Source organism: Labrys wisconsinensis (assembly GCF_030814995.1).
GTDB lineage: Bacteria > Pseudomonadota > Alphaproteobacteria > Rhizobiales > Labraceae > Labrys > Labrys wisconsinensis.
Genome location: NZ_JAUSVX010000013.1, coordinates 205,896 through 225,759 on the forward strand (window position 1 = coordinate 205,896; position 19,864 = coordinate 225,759).

Consider the following 19,864-nt stretch of genomic DNA (forward strand, 5'->3'; position numbering starts at 1 on the left):
TGTCGGTGTCAGATGTCAGCGTCAGATGTCAGCGTCAGATGTCAGGGTTCGATGTCGGATCAGATCTGGTCGGGCAAATGAATGAGATCGTGTCGAATTACCCCCGCCTAGAGATCGGCGGGGGAGATGTTGAGTTGTTTTAGGCATCGCCGCATCGATCCTTCGTCTAGATCATACTGGACCGTGGTCCAGAAATCTCCGACTGTCACGATGTAGTGCGAACCTTTGCCTTTCCGGGTGTTCAGAGAGAAGAAGATCTTTTTCTTTCTCGCGTGGCGCCGGAGGCTGGCAATAAACTGGTCTCTATTCATTCTCCCGTCTCGGTTTCGATGATGAGAGTATCGAACGTTTTCGTTCGGGCGTCAAGGGAATTCGAACGAAAACGTTCTGCATTTTACCCCGCCGTCGGCGGGCTCTTTTGTGCGCGGAGGTCTGCATGAGCGACGTGTTGGTCGGGAACATCGGCGCCGATCCGCCGGGTGTGTTCCGTCGGCTGAAGGACATGGGGGATGGCACGTGGGCCGAGCGCGTGGCGGTGGAATCGGCGGCGCCCGGGGGAAACAAGCTTGCGGCCGGCATCGACCGCTCGGGCAGCATCACGGCCGGCGGCTCGGCGCAGCAGCTCGCTGCCGGCAATCCGGATCGCAAGGGCCTCAAGGGGCAGAACATCTCCGCCGGCGACTTGTGGATCAAGGAGACCGACGTCACCGGGCTTCCCACGGCCGCGATCGGCGGCGCCGGATCCTTTCAGGTCCAGCCCGGCGCCCCTTTCAAGGTCGACACGAACCAGGCCGTTTCGGTCGTTGGCGCGACGACCGGTCAGAAGTGGACGGCGACGGAGATCTGACATGGAGATCGGTCCCGTCCCGCCCATCATCGGCTCGTTCGTGCCGGTCTTCACGCTCGGCACGCCGGGAGATCTGTCGGTCGCTTATACCGCGCAGGTCGGCAAGTACATCCAGATCGGCAAGCTGATCCGCTACAATCTCACCGTCAATTTCACCCCGACCTGGTCAAGCGGTGCTGCTGGGAACCTCATCTTTCGAGGCCTGCCGTTCCAGGTCGATCCGACGACGAACTGGGGCGGCGAGATCACTGGGATCGGCGCCGGCCTCGCCTTCCCGTCGGGCGTTCTCCACATCACGCCGCGTGCGATTGCCGGGACCAATGACGTCACGCTCTACGGGGTAAGGTCCGCCGCGGCCGGATTGACGTTGGGCATCGCGCAGATCGTTTCCGGCGCGGCTTTGTCCGTCGGGGTCACCGGCACCTATCTGGCCGCCTAGATGGAAGTGGCATCCTGGGCGATGCCCACGCAGGGCTCCCTGCAGTGGATCATCGCCGGCAACCGCTTCGGCGCTCATCGCTCAGTCACGACCGGCTCCCCCGGCCGCAAGATGATGAGCGGGCGCCTGCACAAATCGCCGCCGGTGGACCTGCAGCGGCTCGCCGTCGTCTATCCCTGGTATGTGGTCGACACCGAGCTCGGCGAGCTGACCGTGGGAGGTGCGGCGACAGTGTCCGCCGGCCTCGAGGCGCCCCTCGGATCTGCGCCGGGTCCCTACCGGGCATTCCGGTTCGGCAGCGGCTACACCGGGATGCTGACGGACTACCAGACGCTTCGGAGCGATCCTAGCGGCGTCAGACTGCCGGCTTCGTCCCTCTACCGCCTCCGCTCCTATTGCGCTGCGGCGGGCCTCTCGGTCTTCGGCCGGCCGGGGCTCGGCGGCGCCGGCGGCTCGATGTCCGCTTACGGGGGCGCAGTCGACTGCAGCGCGCTGTCCTCGTCCGGCACCGACCTGACGCAGGTCGGCACCGCGATCGCTGCGTACACCAACGACCTCGCCTTCGAGCCCGTCCTCATCGGCGAGACGACGGCGGCCATCGACAGCTGGATGATCGTCGGCGACAGTATCTCGGACGGCGCCGGGGAGCTCGGCATCCCGTCCGGCACTCCCGCCGGCGCCGGCGACCCCTATGGCAATGCCGGCTATGCCGAGCGCGCCTTCGGCATCAGGGATGTGCCCTATGTCAATCTGAGCAAGCCGGGGGCGACGGCCAAGGTTTGGACCGCTGGCGGCGAGCGGCGGATCGGTTACTTCCAGCAGTTCTGCAATCGGGCGCTCCTCGCCCTCGGCCGCAACGACCTCGGCGTGGATGGAGCCGACGCGATCATCGCCTTTATCGAGACGATGTACCGAAAGCTCGTTCGGGACATGGACACATGGGTCTGTACCATCGTGCCGTCCGTCATCACGACCGATGGCGGAGCGAGCTTGGCGGGCCAGACCCCACAGCCCTACGACGGCGACCGGCGGGCGGTGAACGCCTGGATCCGCAGCGGAGCCGTCATCCCGGCGAACCGTGTCTTCGACCTCGAGGCCGCTGTCCGCGACACCAGCACCGGCCAGATCCTCTGGCGTGTCGACGGCGGCCCCTGGTGCTCTGACGGACTACATCCAACGCAGATAGCCCACACCGCCGCCGGGATCGCCCTGGCGGCGCTTATCTAGAGAAGTGCGGTAGGCCAAGAGCGACGAGCTCAAGCTGGCCGATCTCAATGGCCCTTGTGATCGCCGCGAAGGTATCCGGCATGCCCGCATCCCGAGCGGCCTCCATGGCCTGCGCGAGGAGACGCAGCGGCGTCTCTGCCGAATTGATGTCGAAAATAGGAATCCCGTCGTCGTCCATTGATCTGCCTCAGCCCCGCTGACGACGCTACCGCCACCGCTGGTCGAGTTCAACCAGTCACTTCCCGCCCGCCGGGCGGCTGGTCCGCCGTGCGGGGCGGCCGATATTCCTGGGCGTCTACGGGACCTGGGCCGGCGTTCTTCGAGGGCTTTAGCGGCGAGTGACGGCAACGCACCGGCGGCCTGGGCCCAGTTTGACGACCTACAACCATTGCCTGTTGGCCGATCGCGGCTAAACTGACCGCGGGTAGGCTGGGTTCAATGGGCTGGGAAATTTTAGCGTATGGTCACGAAGCGGAGACTTACGTCTCGGCCGACGCCTGTCATGCGTCCGCGAGACACGATGGTCGATTTCGCCCTGGACGGCGAGACGAAGAAGATGTCGGCCACCTTCTACAGGGGCGAGACGGTCAATTTCTACCCGCAGGACAGCAGCTTCGACCGCGATGACGCGGTGGTGACGTATCTCGCCAAAGGACTGATGCCGCCAGAGCCGATGATCGGCCCGGACACGGTGACGGTAGCCTTCGGCTCGTGCTTTGCGGCGCACATGTCGAACCACCTGAGCAATCTCGGCTTCAACGTCCCAACCAAAGGAGAGGCGCGCGCCTACATCTCGACGATGGGCGATGGCATCGTGAACACCTACGCGATCCGGCAGCAGTTCGAATGGGCTTGGCAGGGACGCGTGCCCGAGGTGCCGCTCTGGCACGGCTATGACGGGAAGGAGTTCGGCTATGACGAGGAGGTGCGAGAGCAGACCCGTCGCATCTTCGATTCGGCGGAGGTGTTCATCCTGACGCTGGGGCTCTCCGAGATCTGGTACGACGAGCCGACCGGCGAGGTGTTCTGGCGGGCGGTGCCGACCAACCGGATTGATCCATCGCGACACAAGTTCCGCAACACCAGTGTCGGCGAGAACGTCGCCAACCTGGAGGCCATCTACAGCCTCATCCGCCAGCACCAGCCGGATGCCACGATCGTTTTCTCGCTTTCGCCGGTCGGCCTGACGGCGACTTTCCGGGGCATCCCCGGCATCGTGGCGAACTCCGTCTCGAAGGCGACGCTGCGGGCCGCTCTTGACGAGTTCACGCGCCATCACGCGGGCGACCGCAACCTCTTCTATTTCCCCAGCTATGAGGTCGTGACCACCTGCTTCGAGCGCCCGTTCATCGACGATCGGAAGCACCCGCATTGGACAGCGGTCGACTTCAACCTGACGCTGTTCGAGCGCTATTTCTGCCAGACCGGCATGACGGATGCGGACCTCCTGACGGCGTGGCGGGCGGCTCGAGCCGAGGATCGGCGCCTCGCCCAGATGACCAGCGTCGAGGCGCAGGCCGCCTTCCAGCGGCAATCGGACGAGCGCTCCGAGGAGATGCGCCGCTTGCATGCGGAGGCCAAGGCAGTGGCTGAACAGAAGCGGGTTGAGTTGATGCAGCAGCGAGAAGCCGAACGCCAAGCCCGGCTCGACGCGCATAAGGAGCGCCTGGAAGCGCGCCGGCGGTCGGCCGGCACCGCCGGCTGATGGTCACAGCGGCGGCCTCACGGCTCGCCTGAAGAACAAGAAGAGCCTGTGCGGGGAATGGCTCCGCATCTCCTCGGGCAGGTAGTTGACCTCCTCGAACAGCGCGACGAACTCCGAAACCTTGAGGTCGTTTACCCAACCGCCGCGGCGGCGCTGCTGGATCTGGTCGGGTGCATTGTTCGTCGCGGCATAGCTGCACACGACATAGCGATAGGTCTTGATCAAGACCGCGATCAGCCGGCGCAGGTCGAGGACATATTCGAGCGAGCCGCTGAAGAAGCCGACGTCACCAGGTGGGAGTGGCGGGGGCGGCGAGGCGTTCAGATCGATGACGACCGTATCCGCCCCCCGTGGGGCGACGTCGACCGGCACGTAACGCAGGGTCGGCGGCAGCATGCTCCGCAGCGCCATGGTGCCGCAGCCGATGTCGACCACCGTCTTGATTTTGTCCGGCAGCATGGCGGCGAGCTTGCGCGTGCGCTCGTCCCATGCTGGCGCGAAGACCGCATTGCTGGACCAACGAGCGATGTCGGAGACGCCCTCCGCCTTCATCCGCTCGACGTAGCGCGCATAGATCTCGACCTCGTCCGGACTTAGCGGCTCCCCGGCCGCCAAGCGTGCCAGCGCCGTTTTCTCCTGCTCGTCCATCGCCCCTCCGTCCCAGCCGACCTCTAGCACGGCACAGCCTCTTCCCGCCCGCCGCGCGCGGGCTTTTTCATGCCCAACAGGAGCCCCTATGCCCCGCCACGTCACCGATGCCGTCCGCGCCAAGCTCGAGCAGTTCGAGGGGCTGCGGCTCGCCGCCTACCACGACGCCGTCGGCGTCCTCACTATCGGCTACGGCCACACCGGGTCCGACGTCCGGCCGGGCCTGACGATCGACAGGGCGCGTGCCGACCAGCTGCTGCGCCAGGACCTCGCCGCGGCCGAGGCGGCGGTCGGACGCCTAGTCAAAGTGCCGCTCACCGACAACCAGTTCGGAGCGCTCGTGTCCTTCGCCTTCAACGTCGGCGTCGGGGCGTTCCAGGGGTCGACGCTGCTCAGGAAGCTTAACGCCGGCAACTATGACGCCGTGCCCGGCGAGCTTGCGAAGTGGAACAAGGGCACGGTGAACGGCAAGAAGGTCGCGATCCCCGGCCTGACGAACCGCCGCGCGGCCGAAGCCGGCATCTGGGCGGCCGGGGCGCAGGTCTCGTCCAACTACGTCGCAGCCGTGCCGGCACCGGCCGGCAGCCTGCTCGCCAAGCCGGAGACGCTCGCCGGCGGCGTGTCCGTGGTCGGCGCCGTCGCCGGCGCGGCCGGAAATGGCGGGCCGATGGCCTGGGCTCTGGCGGCGGCCGTTGTGCTCGCCGTCGCGGTCGGCGCCTTCTACTTCGTCAAGCGGCTGCGGGAGAGCGCGTCGTGAGCGCCCTCCTCGGCCTTCTCAACGTCGTGCCGCTGCGGGCGTGGCTCGTCGCGGGCGGCATCGCCGCGGCCGCCCTGGCCGGCGGCTACGTCATCCACAGCGCCTACCAGCGCGGCCGGGCCGCCGGCGCCACAGTCATCGAGGAGACGAACCATGCGAACGAAAAACGAGCGGACCGGTCCGGCGATGTGGTGGAGCGCTGCTATGCTGGCGGCGGCCGCTGGGATCGCTTTGAGCGGGTGTGCCTCGGTGCCCGTCAATAAGCCCTGCGGTGTCGTCAACGACAGCTTGCTGGGCGTCGAAGCCACCACGCGCGACGGCGACCGCCGCCTCGCGCTCCACTACGAGCGCGGCCTGGCCGCCGGCTGCTGGCATCGTTGAGGAGTGTGGCCGATGCAGGAGTTCGAGCGGCGCCTGACGACCGTCGAGGTCAAGCTCAAGGATACGGTCGAAGACCTCGACGAGATCAAGGCCGACGTGCGCGCCATCCGCGATGCGGTCGTCGGCGCCCGCGGTGGCTGGAAGTTGCTCGTCGCGGGCCTCGGGCTTGCGACCGCCGTTGGCGCGGCGATCGGCAGCGTCCTGCCCTGGCTGCACATCAAGCCGTAGCCGACGACCTCCGCTCCGCGCCAACGAGCTCGGCATGTGCGACCCGGAGAGCCCTGGCGATCTCCTCCCGCGCCTCGCGCATGCCGGCTTCGTCGGCCAGGTCGAGAGCCTGCTCGAGCAACACGATGACCCGCACGCGGCGGCCGTGGTCGGGGTCTGGCGGCTGTTCCCGCTCGGTCGGCGGCGGATGTTGTATCGGCATGCGCCATCATCGCTCGTCCGAGGCTCAGCCGCACCGTGAACGAAGTGAGAACAAATGACTCGACTCGTCCCCTGGACTGGGTTTAGCCTCTCGGCATGCCGCCCATCTGAGCGAGAGGACCTGGGCCATGATGTACGACAAAAATGCGTTGGACCGATGCATCCAGATCGCCCTGCAGCACAGCGGCGGCGACCCGATGCGAGCCCTTGAGTCGGTCATGCTGCTCAACGTCAAGATGCAGGCCGAGCTCGACGACTGCCGGGAGGACATCACAGCGCTCCAGACGCTGTTGCAGGTCTACGGCACGGATCAGCCGTTGGCGCGGGTCAGCTAGTCAGCGGAGAAGCCTAGATGATGCTCAGCCCCGTGGAGCAGCGGCGGCGCGCCGAGGTGCGCGACGAGCTCGGAGAACAAGCCCAGAAGCTGGCGGATGCCTATGTCCAGTCCGCCGGCGGTGACGTTGACAAGGCCATGCTGCGCCTCGCCAAGGTTGCCACGTTGCTGACAGCCGAGATCGGTGCGTACCGCGAGGGCCGCATGACGCCTCAGCTCTCGCGCGTCTTCGAAGACCAGCGTCGCCAGGTCCGCTGATGGACCGGGAAGCCGCGCTGCTGGAGGCCAGTGTCCAGCAGACGATCGCCGATTGCGGCGGTGACCCGGTGGCGGCCGTCCGCGCGCTGATCGTCGCCAACACGCAGATATTGGCCGATTTCGAAAACCTTAAGGGCGAAATCGCACGCCTGACCTCAGCCGTTTCTCCAGGGTACATGCGCAGCAAATTCCGGCGGGGGGCGTCCGGTGGTAGCGGCCCGTGATGGTGTGCCTCAGACCGCGGCTGAGGCTGAAAGCTGGGGTTGGAAGTGGTTGCTTGTCAGGTGTCTGCCGTGCAATCGGAGTGTCTGTATCGGGCTCGACGACATCCAAGGGCAACGGCGGCTCACACCCCTCGCCGTGTTCGCGAAGAAGCTCTATTGCCAAAAGTGCAAATCGAAGGAGCTGGAGTTCGAACTCGGAACGCACGATTATCGGGCAGGCACGCCAACGGTGCACGAGCGTCCCATCATGTTCCGGGGCTACGAGACAGTCCGCCCGCCGCGAGGATAGCCATGTGCAACCTCTACAGCCTCACCACCACCCAAGCCGCGCTCCGGGCGCTGCGGAAGGCCATCCGGGACCAGCTCGGCAATCTGGACCGGATGCCGTCGATCTTCCCGGACGGCTTCGCTCCGGTGATCCGAAATACCCCGGACGGCGAGGAACTGATCCGGATGCGCTGGGGCTTCCCGCCGGTCGCCGGGCCGCTGGTCACCAACGTGCGCAATGTCAGTTCCGGCTATTGGCGCCCGTGGCTCAAACCGGCGCAGCGCTGCCTCGTGCCTGCCAACGCCTTCTGCGAATACGACGAGCAGAACAAGAAACGCCCGACCTGGTTCGCCTTGGACGAATCGCGCCCGACATTCTGCTTCGCGGGCATTTGGAGGCCCTGGAGCGGGGTCCGGGGAACGAAGGCCAATCCCGTTGAGGGCGAGCATCTGCTCTACTCGTTCCTGACGTGCGAGCCGAACGACATCGTGGCGCCCGTCCACCCGAAGGCCATGCCGGTCCTGCTCACGACCGAAGAAGAGCGCGAGACCTGGATGACGGCGCCTGCCGAGGAGGCCCTGCAGCTGCAGCGTCCGCTCTCAAATGATGCGCTGAAGATCGTCGCGACTGGGAAGCGCAGCGACGGCGACGTTCCAGATCTGCCGCCAGCCGCGCCGCCGCCAGCGCAGACGTCGCTGTTCTGAGCCGCCGGCGCTTCGGAGGTCTGCCGGGATGGCGGAGCGCGGAGGCTTTCCGGCGCATACGGCTGCTCCATCCCTGGATCGGGGTGACGGAACTGGGCTGGAAACGAGATCCGAACAACGTCAGCTAGTTGGGTGTGCTTCCCAAGCTGAATGTCGTGGGTTCGATTCCCATCGCCCGCTCCAGTTCCTCAGCAAGATCAGTGACTTGCTCGTCCGTGTCGGCCTTCACTTCTCCCGCGTCCTGAGATAGTCCTGCGCGATCGCTACCATCCGCTCGCGCCCGAAGCTCGGCTTGTGGCCGCCGTGCACGACGCGCACCGGCAGGCCGGCGAGGCGGCGCATGGTCCCGACATAGGCGGGGATGTCGGCGCCGGGGATGGTGTCGACCAGCACGCCGTCATAGATGGCGTCGCCCGCCAGCAGCGTGCCGTCGGCCGCATCCCACAGGCCGATGCTGCCCGGGGAATGGCCGGGCAGGTGCAGCACGGCGAAGCGCCGGCTGCCGAGGTCGACCGCGTCGCCCTCCTCGATGAGCCGCGTCGGCTCGATGCCGGGGCAGCGATAGGCGGCGACGTCGTAGCCCGGCTCGGGCACGGCGTCGACCAGCAGGCCGTCGACGTCGAACCCGGCCGCGGCGAGCTCGGCCCGGGTGGCGGGATCGAACTGGTCGAAGCCGAGGCCGGATGTGCGGCCGGGCCGGCGCAGGTCGTCCGCCTCGGCGGGATGGACGAGGATCGCCGCATCGGCGAAGGCGCCGTGGCCGCCGCGGTGATCGACATGGGCATGGGTGGTGACCAGGATCAGCGGCCGGTCGATCAGCGCCGCGAGCGCCGGGCGCAGCCGGCCGATGCCCATGCCGCTGTCGACGAGGAGATCGCGCTCCCCGCCCTTCACCAGGAAGCAGTTCGCCCGCACCAGGCGGTCGCAGTGCGGCTCGGTGATGCGGTAGACGCCCGGCTCGACCGCCTCGACGGTGAACCAGGGATCGGCGACGGGCAGCATGGCGGGCATGACGGCTCCTGGCGCTTAAGGATTCGCGCGCGTAGCCGCGGCCGATGGCAACGGCCGCGCGCTTCCCCGATCCCTACACGCCATTCCCCCACCGGCGCCAGGCGGGCTTGCGCGAAGCCGAGACCCTCGCGCCCCGCGGGCTGTCTTCCGATCGGCGATCGCGCGGGACGACACGGGCTCGCCATCGCGATGGAGATTTCGGGACCGCCCCCGGGGCCAGGCCGCAGCTTGAAAAGCAGGGGCAGCCCGGCGACAATCTCCCCGGCTGGCGGGCATCAGGATGGCGGAGAGGTCCCCATGCCCCGAGCGCTCGCGGCGTTCAGTGCGATAGTGCTGCTGCAATTGTCCGTTTCCGCCGCCACCGCGGAGACGTTCCACGTCCATGCCGCGCCGGGAGAAACCGTGGAGGTGTCGAACGAAGCGGCCTGGGACAAATCCTGCCAGGGCGCAGGCGCGCCGACTTACACGTTTACCGCCAAGCCCGCTCACGGGGCGATATCGACGCGGCCCCAGACCAAGGTGATCAAGACCTGCGAAGCCGGTCACTGCGCCTGCCTCGGCCACGAGGTCCTGGGCTCGGCGATCTACTACACGCCGGCTGCAGGCTTTCGCGGCTCGGATACGTTTTCCTTCACCAGCGCCTTTCCGAACGGCCGCGTCCTGCGGCACCAGGCTCTCGTGACGGTGAAATAGCGGGGCACGGCGCCGGGATCGCGCCGGCCGCGGGGGCTCCTCGGGAACGCCCGCGGCCGGGATGCCTCAGCCCATGGTGGGCATGACGAAGTCGGCGCCGGCGCGGATGCCGGTCGGCCAGCGGCTCGTGATGGTCTTGAGCTTGGTGTAGAAGCGCACGCCCTCGGGCCCGTGCATGTGGTGATCGCCGAAGAGCGAGGACTTCCAGCCGCCGAAGGAGTGGAAGGCCATCGGCACCGGGATCGGCACGTTGATGCCGACCATGCCGACCTGGATCTGATGGGCGAACTCGCGGGCGGCGTCGCCGTCGCGGGTGAAGATGGCGGTGCCGTTGCCGAACTCGTGCTCGTTGATCATGCGCGCGGCGGTCTCGTAGTCCGGCGCCCGGGCCACGGCCAGGACCGGCCCGAAGATCTCCTCCCGGTAGATCGCCATGTCGGTGGTGACGTGGTCGAACAGCGTGCCGCCGATGAAGTGGCCGTTCTCGTAGCCCTGCAGCGTCAGGCCGCGCCCGTCCACGACCAGCCTGGCCCCCTCGGCGACGCCACTGTCGATGTAGCCGCGCACCTTGTCGAGGTGCTGGCGGGTGACGAGCGGCCCCATCTCGGCCTCCGGATCCGTGCCCGGGCCGACCTTGAGGGCACGCACCTTCGGCTCCAGCCTGGCGACGAGCGCGTCGGCGGTCTTCTCGCCGATCGGCACCGCCACCGAGATCGCCATGCAGCGCTCGCCCGCCGAGCCGTAGGCCGCGCCCATCAGCGCGTCGACCGCCTGGTCGAGATCGGCGTCGGGCATGACGATCATGTGGTTCTTGGCCCCGCCCAGCGCCTGGCAGCGCTTCCCCGTGCGGGCCGCGGTCTCGTAGATATAGCGGGCGATCGGCGTGGAGCCGACGAAGCTCACCGCGGCGATGTCGGGGTGGTGGAGCAGCGCGTCGACCGCCGCCTTGTCGCCCTGCACCACGTTGAAGACGCCGTCGGGAAGGCCGGCCTCCTTCAGCCAGGCGGCGAGGAGGAGCGAGGCGGAAGGATCGCGCTCGGACGGCTTCAGGATGAAGCAGTTGCCGCAGGCGAGCGCCACCGGGAACATCCACATCGGCACCATGGCCGGGAAGTTGAACGGGGTGATGCCGGCGACGACGCCGAGCGGCTGGCGCAGGGAATGGCTGTCGACGCGGGTGCCGACATTCTCGGTCACCTCGCCCTTGAGCAGCTGCGGCGCGCCGGTGGCGAACTCGACCACCTCCATGCCGCGCTGGATCTCGCCGCGGGCGTCGGAGAGCACCTTGCCGTGCTCGGCGGTGATGACCGCGGCGAGCTCGTCCGTGCGCTCCTCCAGGATGCGCAGGAAGCGGTTGAGGATGCGGGCGCGGCGCAGGGGCGTGGTGGCGGCCCAGGCCGGCAGGGCCTTGCGGGCCACCGCGACCGCCTCGCCCACCTCGTCGGCGCCGGCGAGCCCGACCGTGCCGCTGACGGCCCCGGTGGCGGGGTCGAACACCGACGCCGTGCGGCCGCTGCGGCCGGCGACGGCGCGGCCGCCGATATGGTGGGTGATCTCGATGGGCATGGGCCTCTCCTGTCGCCTCGACACGGGAGCGCTTATGCCGTCGCATTTTTTGCACAACAATCGCCAGGATTGCAGCATCGATGTGCAGAAATTAAAGTGCCGCCATGGACTGGGACCGCATCCGCATCTTCCTCGCCATCGCCCGCAGCGGGCAGATCCTCGGCGCGGCCCGGCGCCTCGGGCTCAACCACGCCACGGTCGGACGCCAGCTCACGGCGCTGGAGACGGATCTCGGCGCCCGGCTGGTCGAGCGCCACACCAACGGCTCGCGGCTGACCGCGGCCGGCGAGGCGCTGCTGGCGGCGGCGGAACGGGCGGAATCGGAGTTCCTCCGGGTGGGATCGCGCCTTGCCGGCATCGAGGAGGCGATCGCCGGCACGGTGCGCGTCGGCACGCCGGACGGCCTCGGCAACTATTTCCTGGCCCGCGAGCTCGGCGCGCTCGCCGCCGAGCATCCCGAGCTCGTCATCCAGCTCGTGCCGCTGCCGCGCACCTTCTCGCTGTCGCGCCGCGAGGCGGACATCGCCATCACCCTCGACCGGCCGACGCAGGGCCGGCTCATCGTCAAGAAGCTCACCGACTATTCCCTGAGCGTCTATGCCGCCGGCAGCTATCTCGCCCGCACCGGCGCCGTCGAGCGGGAGGAGGACCTCGCCGGCCGGCTGTTCGTCACCCATGTCGACGACCTCGCCTACAGCCGGGCGCTCGACTATGCCGCCACGCTCGGCCGGCTGATGCAGCGGCGCTTCGAATGCGGCAGCGTGGTCGGCCAGCTGGAGGCGGTGCGGGCCGGCCACGGCATCGGTATCCTGCACGACTATGCGGCGCAGCCCTTCCCGGAGCTGCAGCGCCTCCTGCCCTCGCACCGCTTCCGGCGCAGCTACTGGCTGGTCTCCCATCCCGACACGCACGACACCCGGCGCGTGCGCGCCGTGACCGCGCACATCGTCGCCCGGGTGCGCGCCGCGCGCCGGACCTTCGTGACCTGACCGGCTACACGCCCTTCACATGGCGGCGCCAGTCGTGCGCCTCCCTGAAGCCGAGCACCTCGCGCGCCTTGCGGTTCGACAGCGGCGCCTCGAACTCGCCGAGCTCGCGCGTCACCGGCGTGCGGGGGGCGTAGCGGGCCAGGATCTCGCGGGTCGGCTGGCTCGTGGTGATGGTGTCGTTGACGGCGTTGAACACTTGGAAGCCGAGCCCGTCCTTCTCCAGGCAGAGGTGCACGATCTCGCCGAGGTCGCGGGCGTCGATATAGCTCCAGGCATTGCGCCTGCGCGAGGGCGGGTCGGCGATGAAGCCGGGAAAGCGGTCATATTCGTGCGGCTCGATGACGTTGCCGATACGCAGGGCATAGATGTCGGCGCCGTAGCGCATGGCGAAGGCGCGCGCCGTCTTCTCGTTGACCAGCTTGGACAGGCCGTAGCTGTCCATGGGGTCGATGTCGTAGTCCTCCTCCAGGGGGAAGCTGTGGAAGTCCTTGTCGCCCTCGGCGAAGCACACGCCGTAGGTGGTCTCGCTGGAGGCGATGACGATCTTGCGCACGCCGAGCTTCACCGCCGCCTCGATGACGTTGTAGGTCGAGACCACGTTCTGGCTGAAGGTCTCGTTGTCCGGCTCGATCAGCACGCGCGGGATGGCGGCGAAATGCACCACCGCGTCCGGCGCTCGCGGCACGGCACCGCGCTCGAAGTCGTCGAAGCCGAAATGGGTGGTGAGCGCGTTGAACACCTGGCCGCTGTCGGTCATGTCGGCGATCAGCGTGTTGACCCCGGGCAGGTCGAGCGGCTTCAGGTCGACGTTGAGCACCGCGTGGCCCTTGGCGACGAGATGCGGCACGGCGTGCCGGCCGGCCTTGCCGGAGCCGCCGGTGAAGATGATCCGCTTGGTCATGTGCGTTTCCTCGGATTGGACGGTCGCTGCGTCCTGGCCCCATCGACGATGATGCGGCGGAGATGACAGCGCTACCATAGAGGAAAGGTCGGATGATTGCACCCCCGTAGCGATCACTGCGCCGTGTTCCCGCGCGCGCCTTCGCCAGGGATCTTCGCTGCCCCGGCCTCGCTGAGCAGGCCGCGCGGGCGGTAGAGCAGCACCAGGCAGAGCGCGATGCCGATGGCGGCGATCTGCAGGGCGCTGGCGCGGGCCTGCAGCTCCGGCGCGACGAAGGCGGAGATGCCGGCGCCCGAGACGCTCCACAGCCCCCAGACCAGCACCGCGCCGAGGATGGCGCCGCGATTGTTGCCGGAGCCGCCGACGATCAGCATGGTCCAGACTTGGAAGGTGAAGCTCGGCAGATAGTTGTTCGGGGCGATGAAGCCGATGAAATGCGCCTGCAGCGCGCCGCCGAGGCCCATTACGGCGCCGCCGATGGCGAAGGCCTGCAGGCGGTAGCGCACCGCGTTCTTGCCGAGGGACAGCGCCGCCGTCTCGTCCTCGCGGATGGCGCGAAGCACCCGGCCCCAGGGGCTGCGGGCCAGCCGCTCCAGGGCGAGATAGACGGCGGCGACGGCGAGGAGGGCCAGCGCCAGGTTGCCGGTGCCGAAGACGAGCGGCCGGTCGGCGAGATCTTCGAAGGCCCTGGGGATGAAGCCGATGCCGAAGGGCCCGCCGGTGAGCGGCTGGGCGTTGAGGGCGACGAGATGGATGATCACCGCCGCGCCGAAGGTGGTGATGGCGAGATAGTCGGCCCGAAGCCGCAGGGTGACGGCGCCGACGCCGAAGGCGACGAGACCGGCCGCCAGGATGGCGCCGAGCCAGCCGGCCGCGATCGGCAGGCCGAAGCCGCCGAGATGGGTGGGCGAAGCCGGCGTGGTCAGGATGGCCGAGGCATAGGCCCCGACCGCGACGAAGCCGGCGACGCCGACATTGAACAGGCCGGTCATGCCCCATTGCAGGTTGAGGCCGAGGCAGACCACGGCGAAGGCGAGCGCCGTGGTCAGGAAGAAGGCGCCATAGGCGAGGATGGCGAAGGTCATGCCCTGCCTCCGAACAGGCCGCGCGGGCGCGCCAGCAGCATGGCGATGAGCAGGGCGAACGCGGCGGCGGCGCGCCATTCCGCCCCGACGAACTGCACGGTGGCGGCCTCGGCGATGCCGATGACCACGCCGCCGACGATGGCGCCGGGCACGCTGCCGATGCCGCCGAGGATCGCCGCCGAGAACAGCGGCAGCAGGAGGTCGAAGCCCATGCCGGGGCGGATCTGTACCAGGATGCCGGTCATGGTGCCGGCTGCCGCGGCGAGGGCGCCGCCGAGCATCCAGGTGAGGCGCACCGTCGCCTCGACGTCGATGCCGGCGACACGGGCGAGCGCCGGGTTCTCGCTCACCGCCCGCATCGAGCGGCCCGCCTGGCTGCGGGCGACGAAGAGATGCACGGCGAGGAGCAGCACGAGCGTCACCACCACCAGCGCCGCCTGGTCCGGCGTGACGCGGAGGCCGAGGCCGAGGCGCCGGGCGATCTGCAGCTCGCGGCCGAAATAGACCGGGCTGGAGGAGAAGGCGAACTCGATCAGGCTGCGCAGCGCCAGCGAGGCGCCGAAGCTCGCCATGACAACGACGATGACGGCGCTGCGCTCGCGCAGGCGCCGGAACAGCAGCGCATCGAGGCCGAGCGCCAGCAGCGCGGTGAGCGCCATGGCGACGAGACCGGCGAGCAGCACCGCCGCGGAGACGGAGAAGGGTCCGAGCGCCGGCAGGCTGCCGCCCGCGAGCGCGCCGATGCCGAAGCTGACCAGCCAGGCGGCATAGGCGCCGAAGGTCATCAGCTCGCCATGGGCGAAATTGGCGAAGCGCAGGATCGCATAGGTCAGGGTGACGCCGATGGCGCCGAGGCCGATCATCAGGCCGGTGAGGAGGCCGTCGACGAGAAACTGCAGGCTCACGGGCGCGGCTCCAGCACGGCGCGCCGGCCGCCGAGATAGAGCTCGGCGACGGCCGGGTCGGCGAACAGGCGGGATGCCGGCCCTTCGTGGCGCTCGCGGCCCTCGGCCAGGATGACGCCACGGTCGGCGATGGCGAGCGCCGCGCGCGCATTCTGCTCGACCAGGAGGATGGTGACGCCGCTGCGATGGATCTCGGCCAGCTTGGCGAACACGGTCTCGACCAGCTTGGGCGACAGGCCGGCCGAGGGCTCGTCCAGCATCAGCACGTCCGGCGAGACGACCAGCGCCCGCGCGACGGCGAGCATCTGGCGCTGGCCCCCGGAGAGGCGCCCGGCCGGCAGGCCGCCGCGCCCGGCGAGGTCGGGGAACAGGGCCAGCATGTCGCGGATGCGCGCCGGCCGCTCGGCCGCGGGCAGGATGCCGGCGGCGAGGCGCAGATTGTCGTCGATCGACATGGCGGCGAAGACGTTCTCGGTCTGCGGCACGAAGCCGAGGCCGCCGCGCACCAGTTCGTGCGTCGGCAGCCCGGTGATGACGCGCCCGCGCAGCGTCACGGTGCCGGCGCTGACCGGCACCAGGCCGGCGATGGCCTTGATCAGGGTCGACTTGCCGGCCCCGTTCGGGCCGAGGATCGCCACCAGCTCGCCGGGCGCGACGGCGAGCGACACGCCGGTGAGGATCGGCACGCCGGGATCGTAGCCGGCGACGAGGCCGGAGACGGCAAGGATCGGATCGCTCATGCCGCGGCGCCGCCGAGATAGGCCTCGATCACCCGGCGGTCGCGAGCCACCTCGGCCGGCGGGCCTTCGGTGAGCAGCCGGCCCGAGGCCAGCACCAGCACCCGCCCGCACAGACGCGAGACCAGGTCCATGTTGTGCTCGATCAAGAGGATGGTGGTGCCGCGCCGGTTGAGCTCGGCGATGCGCTCGATGATGGTCTCCAAGAGGCTCGGATTGACGCCGGCGGCCGGCTCGTCGAGCAGGATCAGGGCGGGCTCGGCCATCAGCACGCGGGCGAGCTCGAGCAGCTTGCGCTGGCCGCCGGACAGGACCCGCGCCGGCTGGTGCGCCAGCTTCGCCAGGGCGACGAAGTCGAGCAGGGCCATGGCCTTGTCACGCGCCTCGCGCTCGGCCCGGGCGACAGCGCCGGGCGACAGCCAGTTGGGCAGGATGCGCTCGCCGGCGAGGTGCTGGCAGCCGAGCAGCACGTTCTCGAGCAGCGTCATCTGCGGGAAGGGCCGCGGGATCTGGAAGGTGCGGCCGAGCCCGGCCGCCAGGCGCCGATGCGCCGGCAGGCGCTCGATCGGCCGGCCGTCCAGCAGGATGCGGCCGGAGGTCGGCGCCTGGCTGCCGGCGAGGCAGTCGAACAGCGTGGTCTTGCCGGCGCCGTTCGGGCCGATCAGCCCGAGGATCTCGCCGCGCGCCAGCGAGAAGGAGACGCCGTCCACCGCCGCCACGCCGCCAAAGCGCTTGACCACCCTGTCCGCCGAGAGCAGCGCCGCCGGCACTGGCCCAGGATTTTCGATCGCCGCCGCCGCAGCGGCGGGCGTGAGCCCGGGTCGTGCCTGCATCTCGATTGTTTCGCCGGATCAACTATGGTCAAACTCGCGCCGCACACTACGGACGGCTACACCCGCTCGCAAGGACGGGCTCACCGTCATGCGCTGCGCAAACGGGTGGGACGAGATCCGGACGGAGCCTTCCGGCCGGTGCGGGAGTTGGCATGGGTGCCGGGGCGATCGACGACGGCTTCGAGCTCTACGACCTCAGGGTCGAGGCTGTGATCCCCGAGGGCGGCAAGGTCTATTGCGGCGCCAGGCCCGGCGACCATTTCGAGCTCCGCGGCGAGATGCTGAGCCTGCCGCCGGGCCAGGCCTTCTCGATCTACTCGATCGCCGCCGTGCTGCCGCTGCTGGCGGCCAAGCAGCGCGCCACCGCCCCCAACGACTGGATGACCACCGACACCGAGGTCGCCTGCCCCGACCCGAACTGCGCCAGCCGGCTGCGCATCACCCGGATCGGCGTCAGGCGCTTCTCGCATGGCGAAACGACGGCCGTGCCGCTGCCGCAGGCCCGGCCATGACCGTCGAGCGCATCGATCTCGCCCCGGGCTACGTCATCTCGCGCGTCATCCGCGGCGGCTGGCAGCTCGCCGGCGGCCACGGCCCGATCGAGCGCGCCACCGCGGTGGAGGACCTGCTCGCCGCCTTCGACGCCGGCATCACCACCTTCGACTGCGCCGACATCTATACCGGCGTCGAGGAGCTCTACGGCGCCTTCCGCCGGCGCCTCGCCGACGCCCGCGGCCGCGGGGCGCTGGAGCGGCTGAGGATCCACACCAAGCTGGTGCCCGACCTTGCCGGCCTCACCACGGTGACCAGGGCGTCGATCGAGGCGATCGTCGACCAGTCGCTGCAGCGCCTCGGCCTGGAACGGCTCGACCTCGTGCAGTTCCATTGGTGGGATTATGCCGTCGCCCGCGACCTGGAGGTCGCCGGCTGGCTGGACGGGATCCGGCGTGCCGGCAAGATCGACCGGCTCGGCGGCACCAATTTCGACACGCCGCACGTCGCGGCGATGGTTGCGGCCGGCATCCCGCTCCTCAGCCTGCAGGTGCAGTATTCCCTCCTCGACCATCGTCCTGAGCACGGCCTCGTCGCGCTCGCCGCCCGCCACGGCATCGCCCTGCTCTGCTACGGCTCGGTCGCCGGCGGCTTTCTCGGCGAGCGCTGGCTCGGCGTGCCGGAGCCGAAGGAGCCGTTCGAGAACCGCTCGCTGACCAAGTACAAGCTGATCATCGACGATTTCGGCGGCTGGGCGCTGTTCCAGGCGTTGCTGACGACGCTGAAGCACATCGCCAGCCGGCACGGCGCCGATATCGCCACCGTCGCCGGGCGCGCCGTGCTCGACCGGCCGGGCGTCGCCGCGATCATCGTCGGCGCGCGCAACCGCGCCCATGTCGCAGCGAACGCCCGGATCGGCGCCATCCGTCTGACCGACGAGGACCGGGCCGAGATTGCCGCCGTGCTCGACCGGCGCCGCGGCCCGGAGGGCGACGTCTACACGCTGGAGCGCGACCGGCACGGCCGCCACGGCGCGATCATGAAATACAACCTGAACGCCGAAGCCTCCTGAAGAGGACGGCGCAACGCAAGAGAACAGAGGGGATCATGAAGACATTGCTGATGCTGGCCGCCGCCGGCCTGGCGCTTTCCGCCGGCGCGGCCGCGGCCGACCCGTGCAAGATCACGGTCGGCGTCGTGATGGAGCTCACCGGCCCGGCCGGCGAATATGGCCAGGCGGGCGCGAAGTCGGTGGAGATGGCGTTCCGCGACATCAACGACGCCGGCGGCGCGCGCGGCTGCACCCTCGTCACCGACACGCGCGATTCGCAGTCGACCGGCAGCGTCGCGGTCGACGCCGCCACCCAGCTGGTGCAGGTCGGCAAGGTGCCGGTGCTGATCGGCGGCATCATCTCCTCGGTGACGATCCCGATCCTGACCTCGGTGACGGCGCCGGCCAAGGTGGTGCAGGTCTCGCCCGCCTCGTCCTCGCCGACGCTGACCGCCCTCGGCCGCGCCGGCAAGACCAACGGCATCTTCTTCCGCACCATCACCTCGGATGCGCTGCAGGGCACGGCGGCGGCGAAATACGCCCTCGACCGGGGCTTCAAGAAGATCGCCATCATCCACGTCAACAACGATTTCGGCGTCAACATGGTCGCCGAGTTCAAGAAGGCCTACGAGGCGCTGGGCGGTGAGATCACCAAGACCGTGCCCTACAACGAGAACCAGGCAAGCTACCAGTCGGAGGCGACCGCCGCCATGGACGGCGACCCCGACGGGCTCTACCTCGTCTCGACGCCGGTGGACGGGGCCACCATCGCCCGCGCCTGGATCTCGGGCGGGGGCGTGGCGAAATTCCTGCTCAACGACGGCATGAACAGCCCGGACTTCATCCAGAGCGTCGGCGCCAAATATCTCGACGAGGCCTACGGCACCTCCTCGGGCACCAGCCCGACCGCCTCGACCGAGTATTTCAACGCCAACTACAAGGCTTTCTCCGGCGGCATCGAGCCGAGCAACCCGGCGGCCGACCGCGCCTATGACGCCGGCGCCATCGTCGGCCTCGCCATCGCCGCCGCCGCCTCGACCGAGCCGCTCGCCATCCGCGACGCGATCTACAAGGTCGTCGACCCCAGCGGCACGCCGGTCCATGCCGGCAAGGCCGAGTTCGCCAAGGCGCTGGACCTGATCAAGCAGGGCAAGCCGATCCGCTACGAGGGCGTGATCGGCCCGGTGGCCTTCGACAAGGTCGGCGACATCATCGGCCCGTTCCGCCTGTGGAAGATCACCGACGGCAAGGTGGTCACGACCGGCGAGATGTCGACGGATGAGGTGAATGCGATCAAGGCGAAGATCGGGGGGTGACTCTGAGATCCGGTGTCTCGGAAGCGCGACGCCGGCCTCTCCCCTCCCCCTTGCGGGGAGGGGA

At 69.0% G+C, this 19,864-nt stretch carries 27 protein-coding genes; 17 read left to right on the top strand and 10 right to left on the bottom strand.

The window, feature by feature from the left end; all coding sequences use genetic code 11:
* The first annotated feature begins 436 nt into the window (after window positions 1-436).
* From QO011_RS29185 to QO011_RS29195, 3 genes are read left to right on the top strand one after another with little or no spacing between them, the layout of a single operon-like run.
* Window positions 437-847, top strand: a complete 411-nt coding sequence (locus tag QO011_RS29185) for a hypothetical protein (RefSeq protein WP_307280221.1) — start codon at window positions 437-439, stop codon at window positions 845-847.
* 1 nt (window position 848) lies between these two features.
* A complete protein-coding gene (locus tag QO011_RS29190; RefSeq protein WP_307280224.1) occupies window positions 849-1,286 on the top strand; it encodes a hypothetical protein in 438 nt (145 codons plus the stop codon).
* Window positions 1,287-1,292: 6 nt separating this feature from the next.
* Window positions 1,293-2,513 (top strand): SGNH/GDSL hydrolase family protein, encoded by a 1,221-nt coding sequence (locus tag QO011_RS29195; protein ID WP_307280226.1) that lies wholly within the window; start codon window positions 1,293-1,295, stop codon window positions 2,511-2,513.
* On the opposite strand, the gene QO011_RS29200 is transcribed toward QO011_RS29195, so the two are convergent.
* Window positions 2,506-2,691, bottom strand: a complete 186-nt coding sequence (locus tag QO011_RS29200; protein ID WP_307280230.1) for a hypothetical protein — start codon at window positions 2,689-2,691, stop codon at window positions 2,506-2,508. The genes QO011_RS29195 and QO011_RS29200 overlap by 8 nt on opposite strands.
* A 342-nt stretch (window positions 2,692-3,033) precedes the next feature.
* On the opposite strand from QO011_RS29200, the gene QO011_RS29205 reads away from it, so the two are divergent.
* Window positions 3,034-4,218, top strand: a complete 1,185-nt coding sequence (locus tag QO011_RS29205) for a GSCFA domain-containing protein (RefSeq protein WP_307280233.1) — start codon at window positions 3,034-3,036, stop codon at window positions 4,216-4,218.
* 3 nt (window positions 4,219-4,221) lie between these two features.
* Here QO011_RS29205 and QO011_RS29210 read toward each other — a convergent pair whose 3' ends face one another.
* Window positions 4,222-4,866 (bottom strand): hypothetical protein, encoded by a 645-nt coding sequence (locus QO011_RS29210; RefSeq protein ID WP_307280236.1) that lies wholly within the window; start codon window positions 4,864-4,866, stop codon window positions 4,222-4,224.
* 88 nt (window positions 4,867-4,954) lie between these two features.
* Between QO011_RS29210 and QO011_RS29215 the strand changes: the two genes are divergently transcribed.
* Genes QO011_RS29215 through QO011_RS29230 form a run of 4 tightly spaced genes read left to right on the top strand, consistent with a single transcriptional unit; the run spans window position 4,955 to window position 6,232 of the window.
* Window positions 4,955-5,623, top strand: a complete 669-nt coding sequence (locus tag QO011_RS29215) for a lysozyme (protein ID WP_307280239.1) — start codon at window positions 4,955-4,957, stop codon at window positions 5,621-5,623.
* Complete coding sequence (locus tag QO011_RS29220) at window positions 5,620-5,886, top strand: hypothetical protein (protein WP_307280242.1); 267 nt, start codon at window positions 5,620-5,622, stop codon at window positions 5,884-5,886. Before QO011_RS29215 ends, QO011_RS29220 begins: the two co-directional genes overlap by 4 nt.
* Window positions 5,873-6,004 carry a hypothetical protein gene (locus QO011_RS29225; RefSeq protein WP_307280244.1) on the top strand — a complete coding sequence of 44 codons (132 nt, stop codon included), beginning with the start codon at window positions 5,873-5,875 and terminating at the stop codon, window positions 6,002-6,004. Before QO011_RS29220 ends, QO011_RS29225 begins: the two co-directional genes overlap by 14 nt.
* Window positions 6,005-6,016: 12 nt before the next feature.
* On the top strand, window positions 6,017-6,232 hold the full coding sequence (locus QO011_RS29230) for a hypothetical protein (RefSeq protein ID WP_307280247.1): 216 nt from the start codon (window positions 6,017-6,019) through the stop codon (window positions 6,230-6,232).
* Here the strand turns inward: QO011_RS29230 and QO011_RS29235 are convergent.
* On the bottom strand, window positions 6,222-6,434 hold the full coding sequence (locus QO011_RS29235; RefSeq protein WP_307280251.1) for a hypothetical protein: 213 nt from the start codon (window positions 6,432-6,434) through the stop codon (window positions 6,222-6,224). The genes QO011_RS29230 and QO011_RS29235 overlap by 11 nt on opposite strands.
* Before the next feature lie 127 nt (window positions 6,435-6,561).
* On the opposite strand from QO011_RS29235, the gene QO011_RS29240 reads away from it, so the two are divergent.
* The 4 genes from QO011_RS29240 (at window position 6,562) to QO011_RS29255 (ending at window position 8,221) form a co-directional block, all read left to right on the top strand.
* Window positions 6,562-6,768, top strand: a complete 207-nt coding sequence (locus QO011_RS29240; RefSeq protein ID WP_307280253.1) for a hypothetical protein — start codon at window positions 6,562-6,564, stop codon at window positions 6,766-6,768.
* A 17-nt stretch (window positions 6,769-6,785) separates the two neighbouring features.
* Entirely contained in the window at window positions 6,786-7,025 is a 240-nt protein-coding gene (locus tag QO011_RS29245; protein ID WP_307280255.1) for a hypothetical protein, read from the top strand.
* Complete coding sequence (locus QO011_RS29250) at window positions 7,025-7,249, top strand: hypothetical protein (protein ID WP_307280258.1); 225 nt, start codon at window positions 7,025-7,027, stop codon at window positions 7,247-7,249. Before QO011_RS29245 ends, QO011_RS29250 begins: the two co-directional genes overlap by 1 nt.
* Window positions 7,250-7,540: 291 nt before the next feature.
* Entirely contained in the window at window positions 7,541-8,221 is a 681-nt protein-coding gene (locus tag QO011_RS29255) for an SOS response-associated peptidase (RefSeq protein ID WP_307280261.1), read from the top strand.
* A 225-nt stretch (window positions 8,222-8,446) separates the two neighbouring features.
* On the opposite strand, the gene QO011_RS29260 is transcribed toward QO011_RS29255, so the two are convergent.
* The gene (locus QO011_RS29260; RefSeq protein ID WP_307280264.1) at window positions 8,447-9,232 is read right to left on the bottom strand and encodes an MBL fold metallo-hydrolase; all 786 of its coding nucleotides are present in this window, start codon (window positions 9,230-9,232) and stop codon (window positions 8,447-8,449) included.
* Between the two features lie 297 nt (window positions 9,233-9,529).
* Here QO011_RS29260 and QO011_RS29265 point away from each other — a divergent pair, with 297 nt between their 5' ends.
* Window positions 9,530-9,925 carry a hypothetical protein gene (locus tag QO011_RS29265; RefSeq protein WP_307280267.1) on the top strand — a complete coding sequence of 132 codons (396 nt, stop codon included), beginning with the start codon at window positions 9,530-9,532 and terminating at the stop codon, window positions 9,923-9,925.
* A 66-nt stretch (window positions 9,926-9,991) separates the two neighbouring features.
* Here the strand turns inward: QO011_RS29265 and QO011_RS29270 are convergent, their stop codons facing one another.
* A complete protein-coding gene (locus tag QO011_RS29270) occupies window positions 9,992-11,491 on the bottom strand; it encodes a CoA-acylating methylmalonate-semialdehyde dehydrogenase (protein WP_307280269.1) in 1,500 nt (499 codons plus the stop codon).
* 104 nt (window positions 11,492-11,595) lie between these two features.
* Between QO011_RS29270 and QO011_RS29275 the strand changes: the two genes are divergently transcribed.
* Window positions 11,596-12,480, top strand: a complete 885-nt coding sequence (locus tag QO011_RS29275; RefSeq protein ID WP_307280270.1) for a LysR family transcriptional regulator — start codon at window positions 11,596-11,598, stop codon at window positions 12,478-12,480.
* Window positions 12,481-12,484: 4 nt separating this feature from the next.
* Here the strand turns inward: QO011_RS29275 and QO011_RS29280 are convergent, their stop codons facing one another.
* The 5 genes from QO011_RS29280 to QO011_RS29300 form a co-directional block, all read right to left on the bottom strand.
* Window positions 12,485-13,381 carry an NAD-dependent epimerase/dehydratase family protein gene (locus QO011_RS29280; protein WP_307280275.1) on the bottom strand — a complete coding sequence of 299 codons (897 nt, stop codon included), beginning with the start codon at window positions 13,379-13,381 and terminating at the stop codon, window positions 12,485-12,487.
* Window positions 13,382-13,494: 113 nt separating this feature from the next.
* Window positions 13,495-14,466 (bottom strand): branched-chain amino acid ABC transporter permease, encoded by a 972-nt coding sequence (locus QO011_RS29285; RefSeq protein WP_307280276.1) that lies wholly within the window; start codon window positions 14,464-14,466, stop codon window positions 13,495-13,497.
* The gene (locus QO011_RS29290) at window positions 14,463-15,371 is read right to left on the bottom strand and encodes a branched-chain amino acid ABC transporter permease (protein ID WP_307280279.1); all 909 of its coding nucleotides are present in this window, start codon (window positions 15,369-15,371) and stop codon (window positions 14,463-14,465) included. The genes QO011_RS29285 and QO011_RS29290 overlap by 4 nt, the downstream gene beginning before the upstream one ends.
* Window positions 15,368-16,111 carry an ABC transporter ATP-binding protein gene (locus tag QO011_RS29295; protein WP_307280281.1) on the bottom strand — a complete coding sequence of 248 codons (744 nt, stop codon included), beginning with the start codon at window positions 16,109-16,111 and terminating at the stop codon, window positions 15,368-15,370. The genes QO011_RS29290 and QO011_RS29295 overlap by 4 nt, the downstream gene beginning before the upstream one ends.
* Window positions 16,108-16,941, bottom strand: coding sequence for an ABC transporter ATP-binding protein (locus QO011_RS29300; protein WP_307280284.1), 834 nt, complete (start codon window positions 16,939-16,941; stop codon window positions 16,108-16,110). Before QO011_RS29300 ends, QO011_RS29295 begins: the two co-directional genes overlap by 4 nt.
* A 152-nt stretch (window positions 16,942-17,093) precedes the next feature.
* Between QO011_RS29300 and QO011_RS29305 the strand changes: the two genes are divergently transcribed.
* From QO011_RS29305 to QO011_RS29315, 3 genes are read left to right on the top strand one after another with little or no spacing between them, the layout of a single operon-like run.
* Window positions 17,094-17,453, top strand: coding sequence for a TIGR04076 family protein (locus QO011_RS29305; protein ID WP_307280287.1), 360 nt, complete (start codon window positions 17,094-17,096; stop codon window positions 17,451-17,453).
* Window positions 17,450-18,505 (top strand): aldo/keto reductase, encoded by a 1,056-nt coding sequence (locus QO011_RS29310; RefSeq protein ID WP_307280290.1) that lies wholly within the window; start codon window positions 17,450-17,452, stop codon window positions 18,503-18,505. Before QO011_RS29305 ends, QO011_RS29310 begins: the two co-directional genes overlap by 4 nt.
* A 32-nt stretch (window positions 18,506-18,537) precedes the next feature.
* Window positions 18,538-19,800, top strand: coding sequence for an ABC transporter substrate-binding protein (locus QO011_RS29315; RefSeq protein ID WP_370882028.1), 1,263 nt, complete (start codon window positions 18,538-18,540; stop codon window positions 19,798-19,800).
* Window positions 19,801-19,864: the final 64 nt, after the last annotated feature.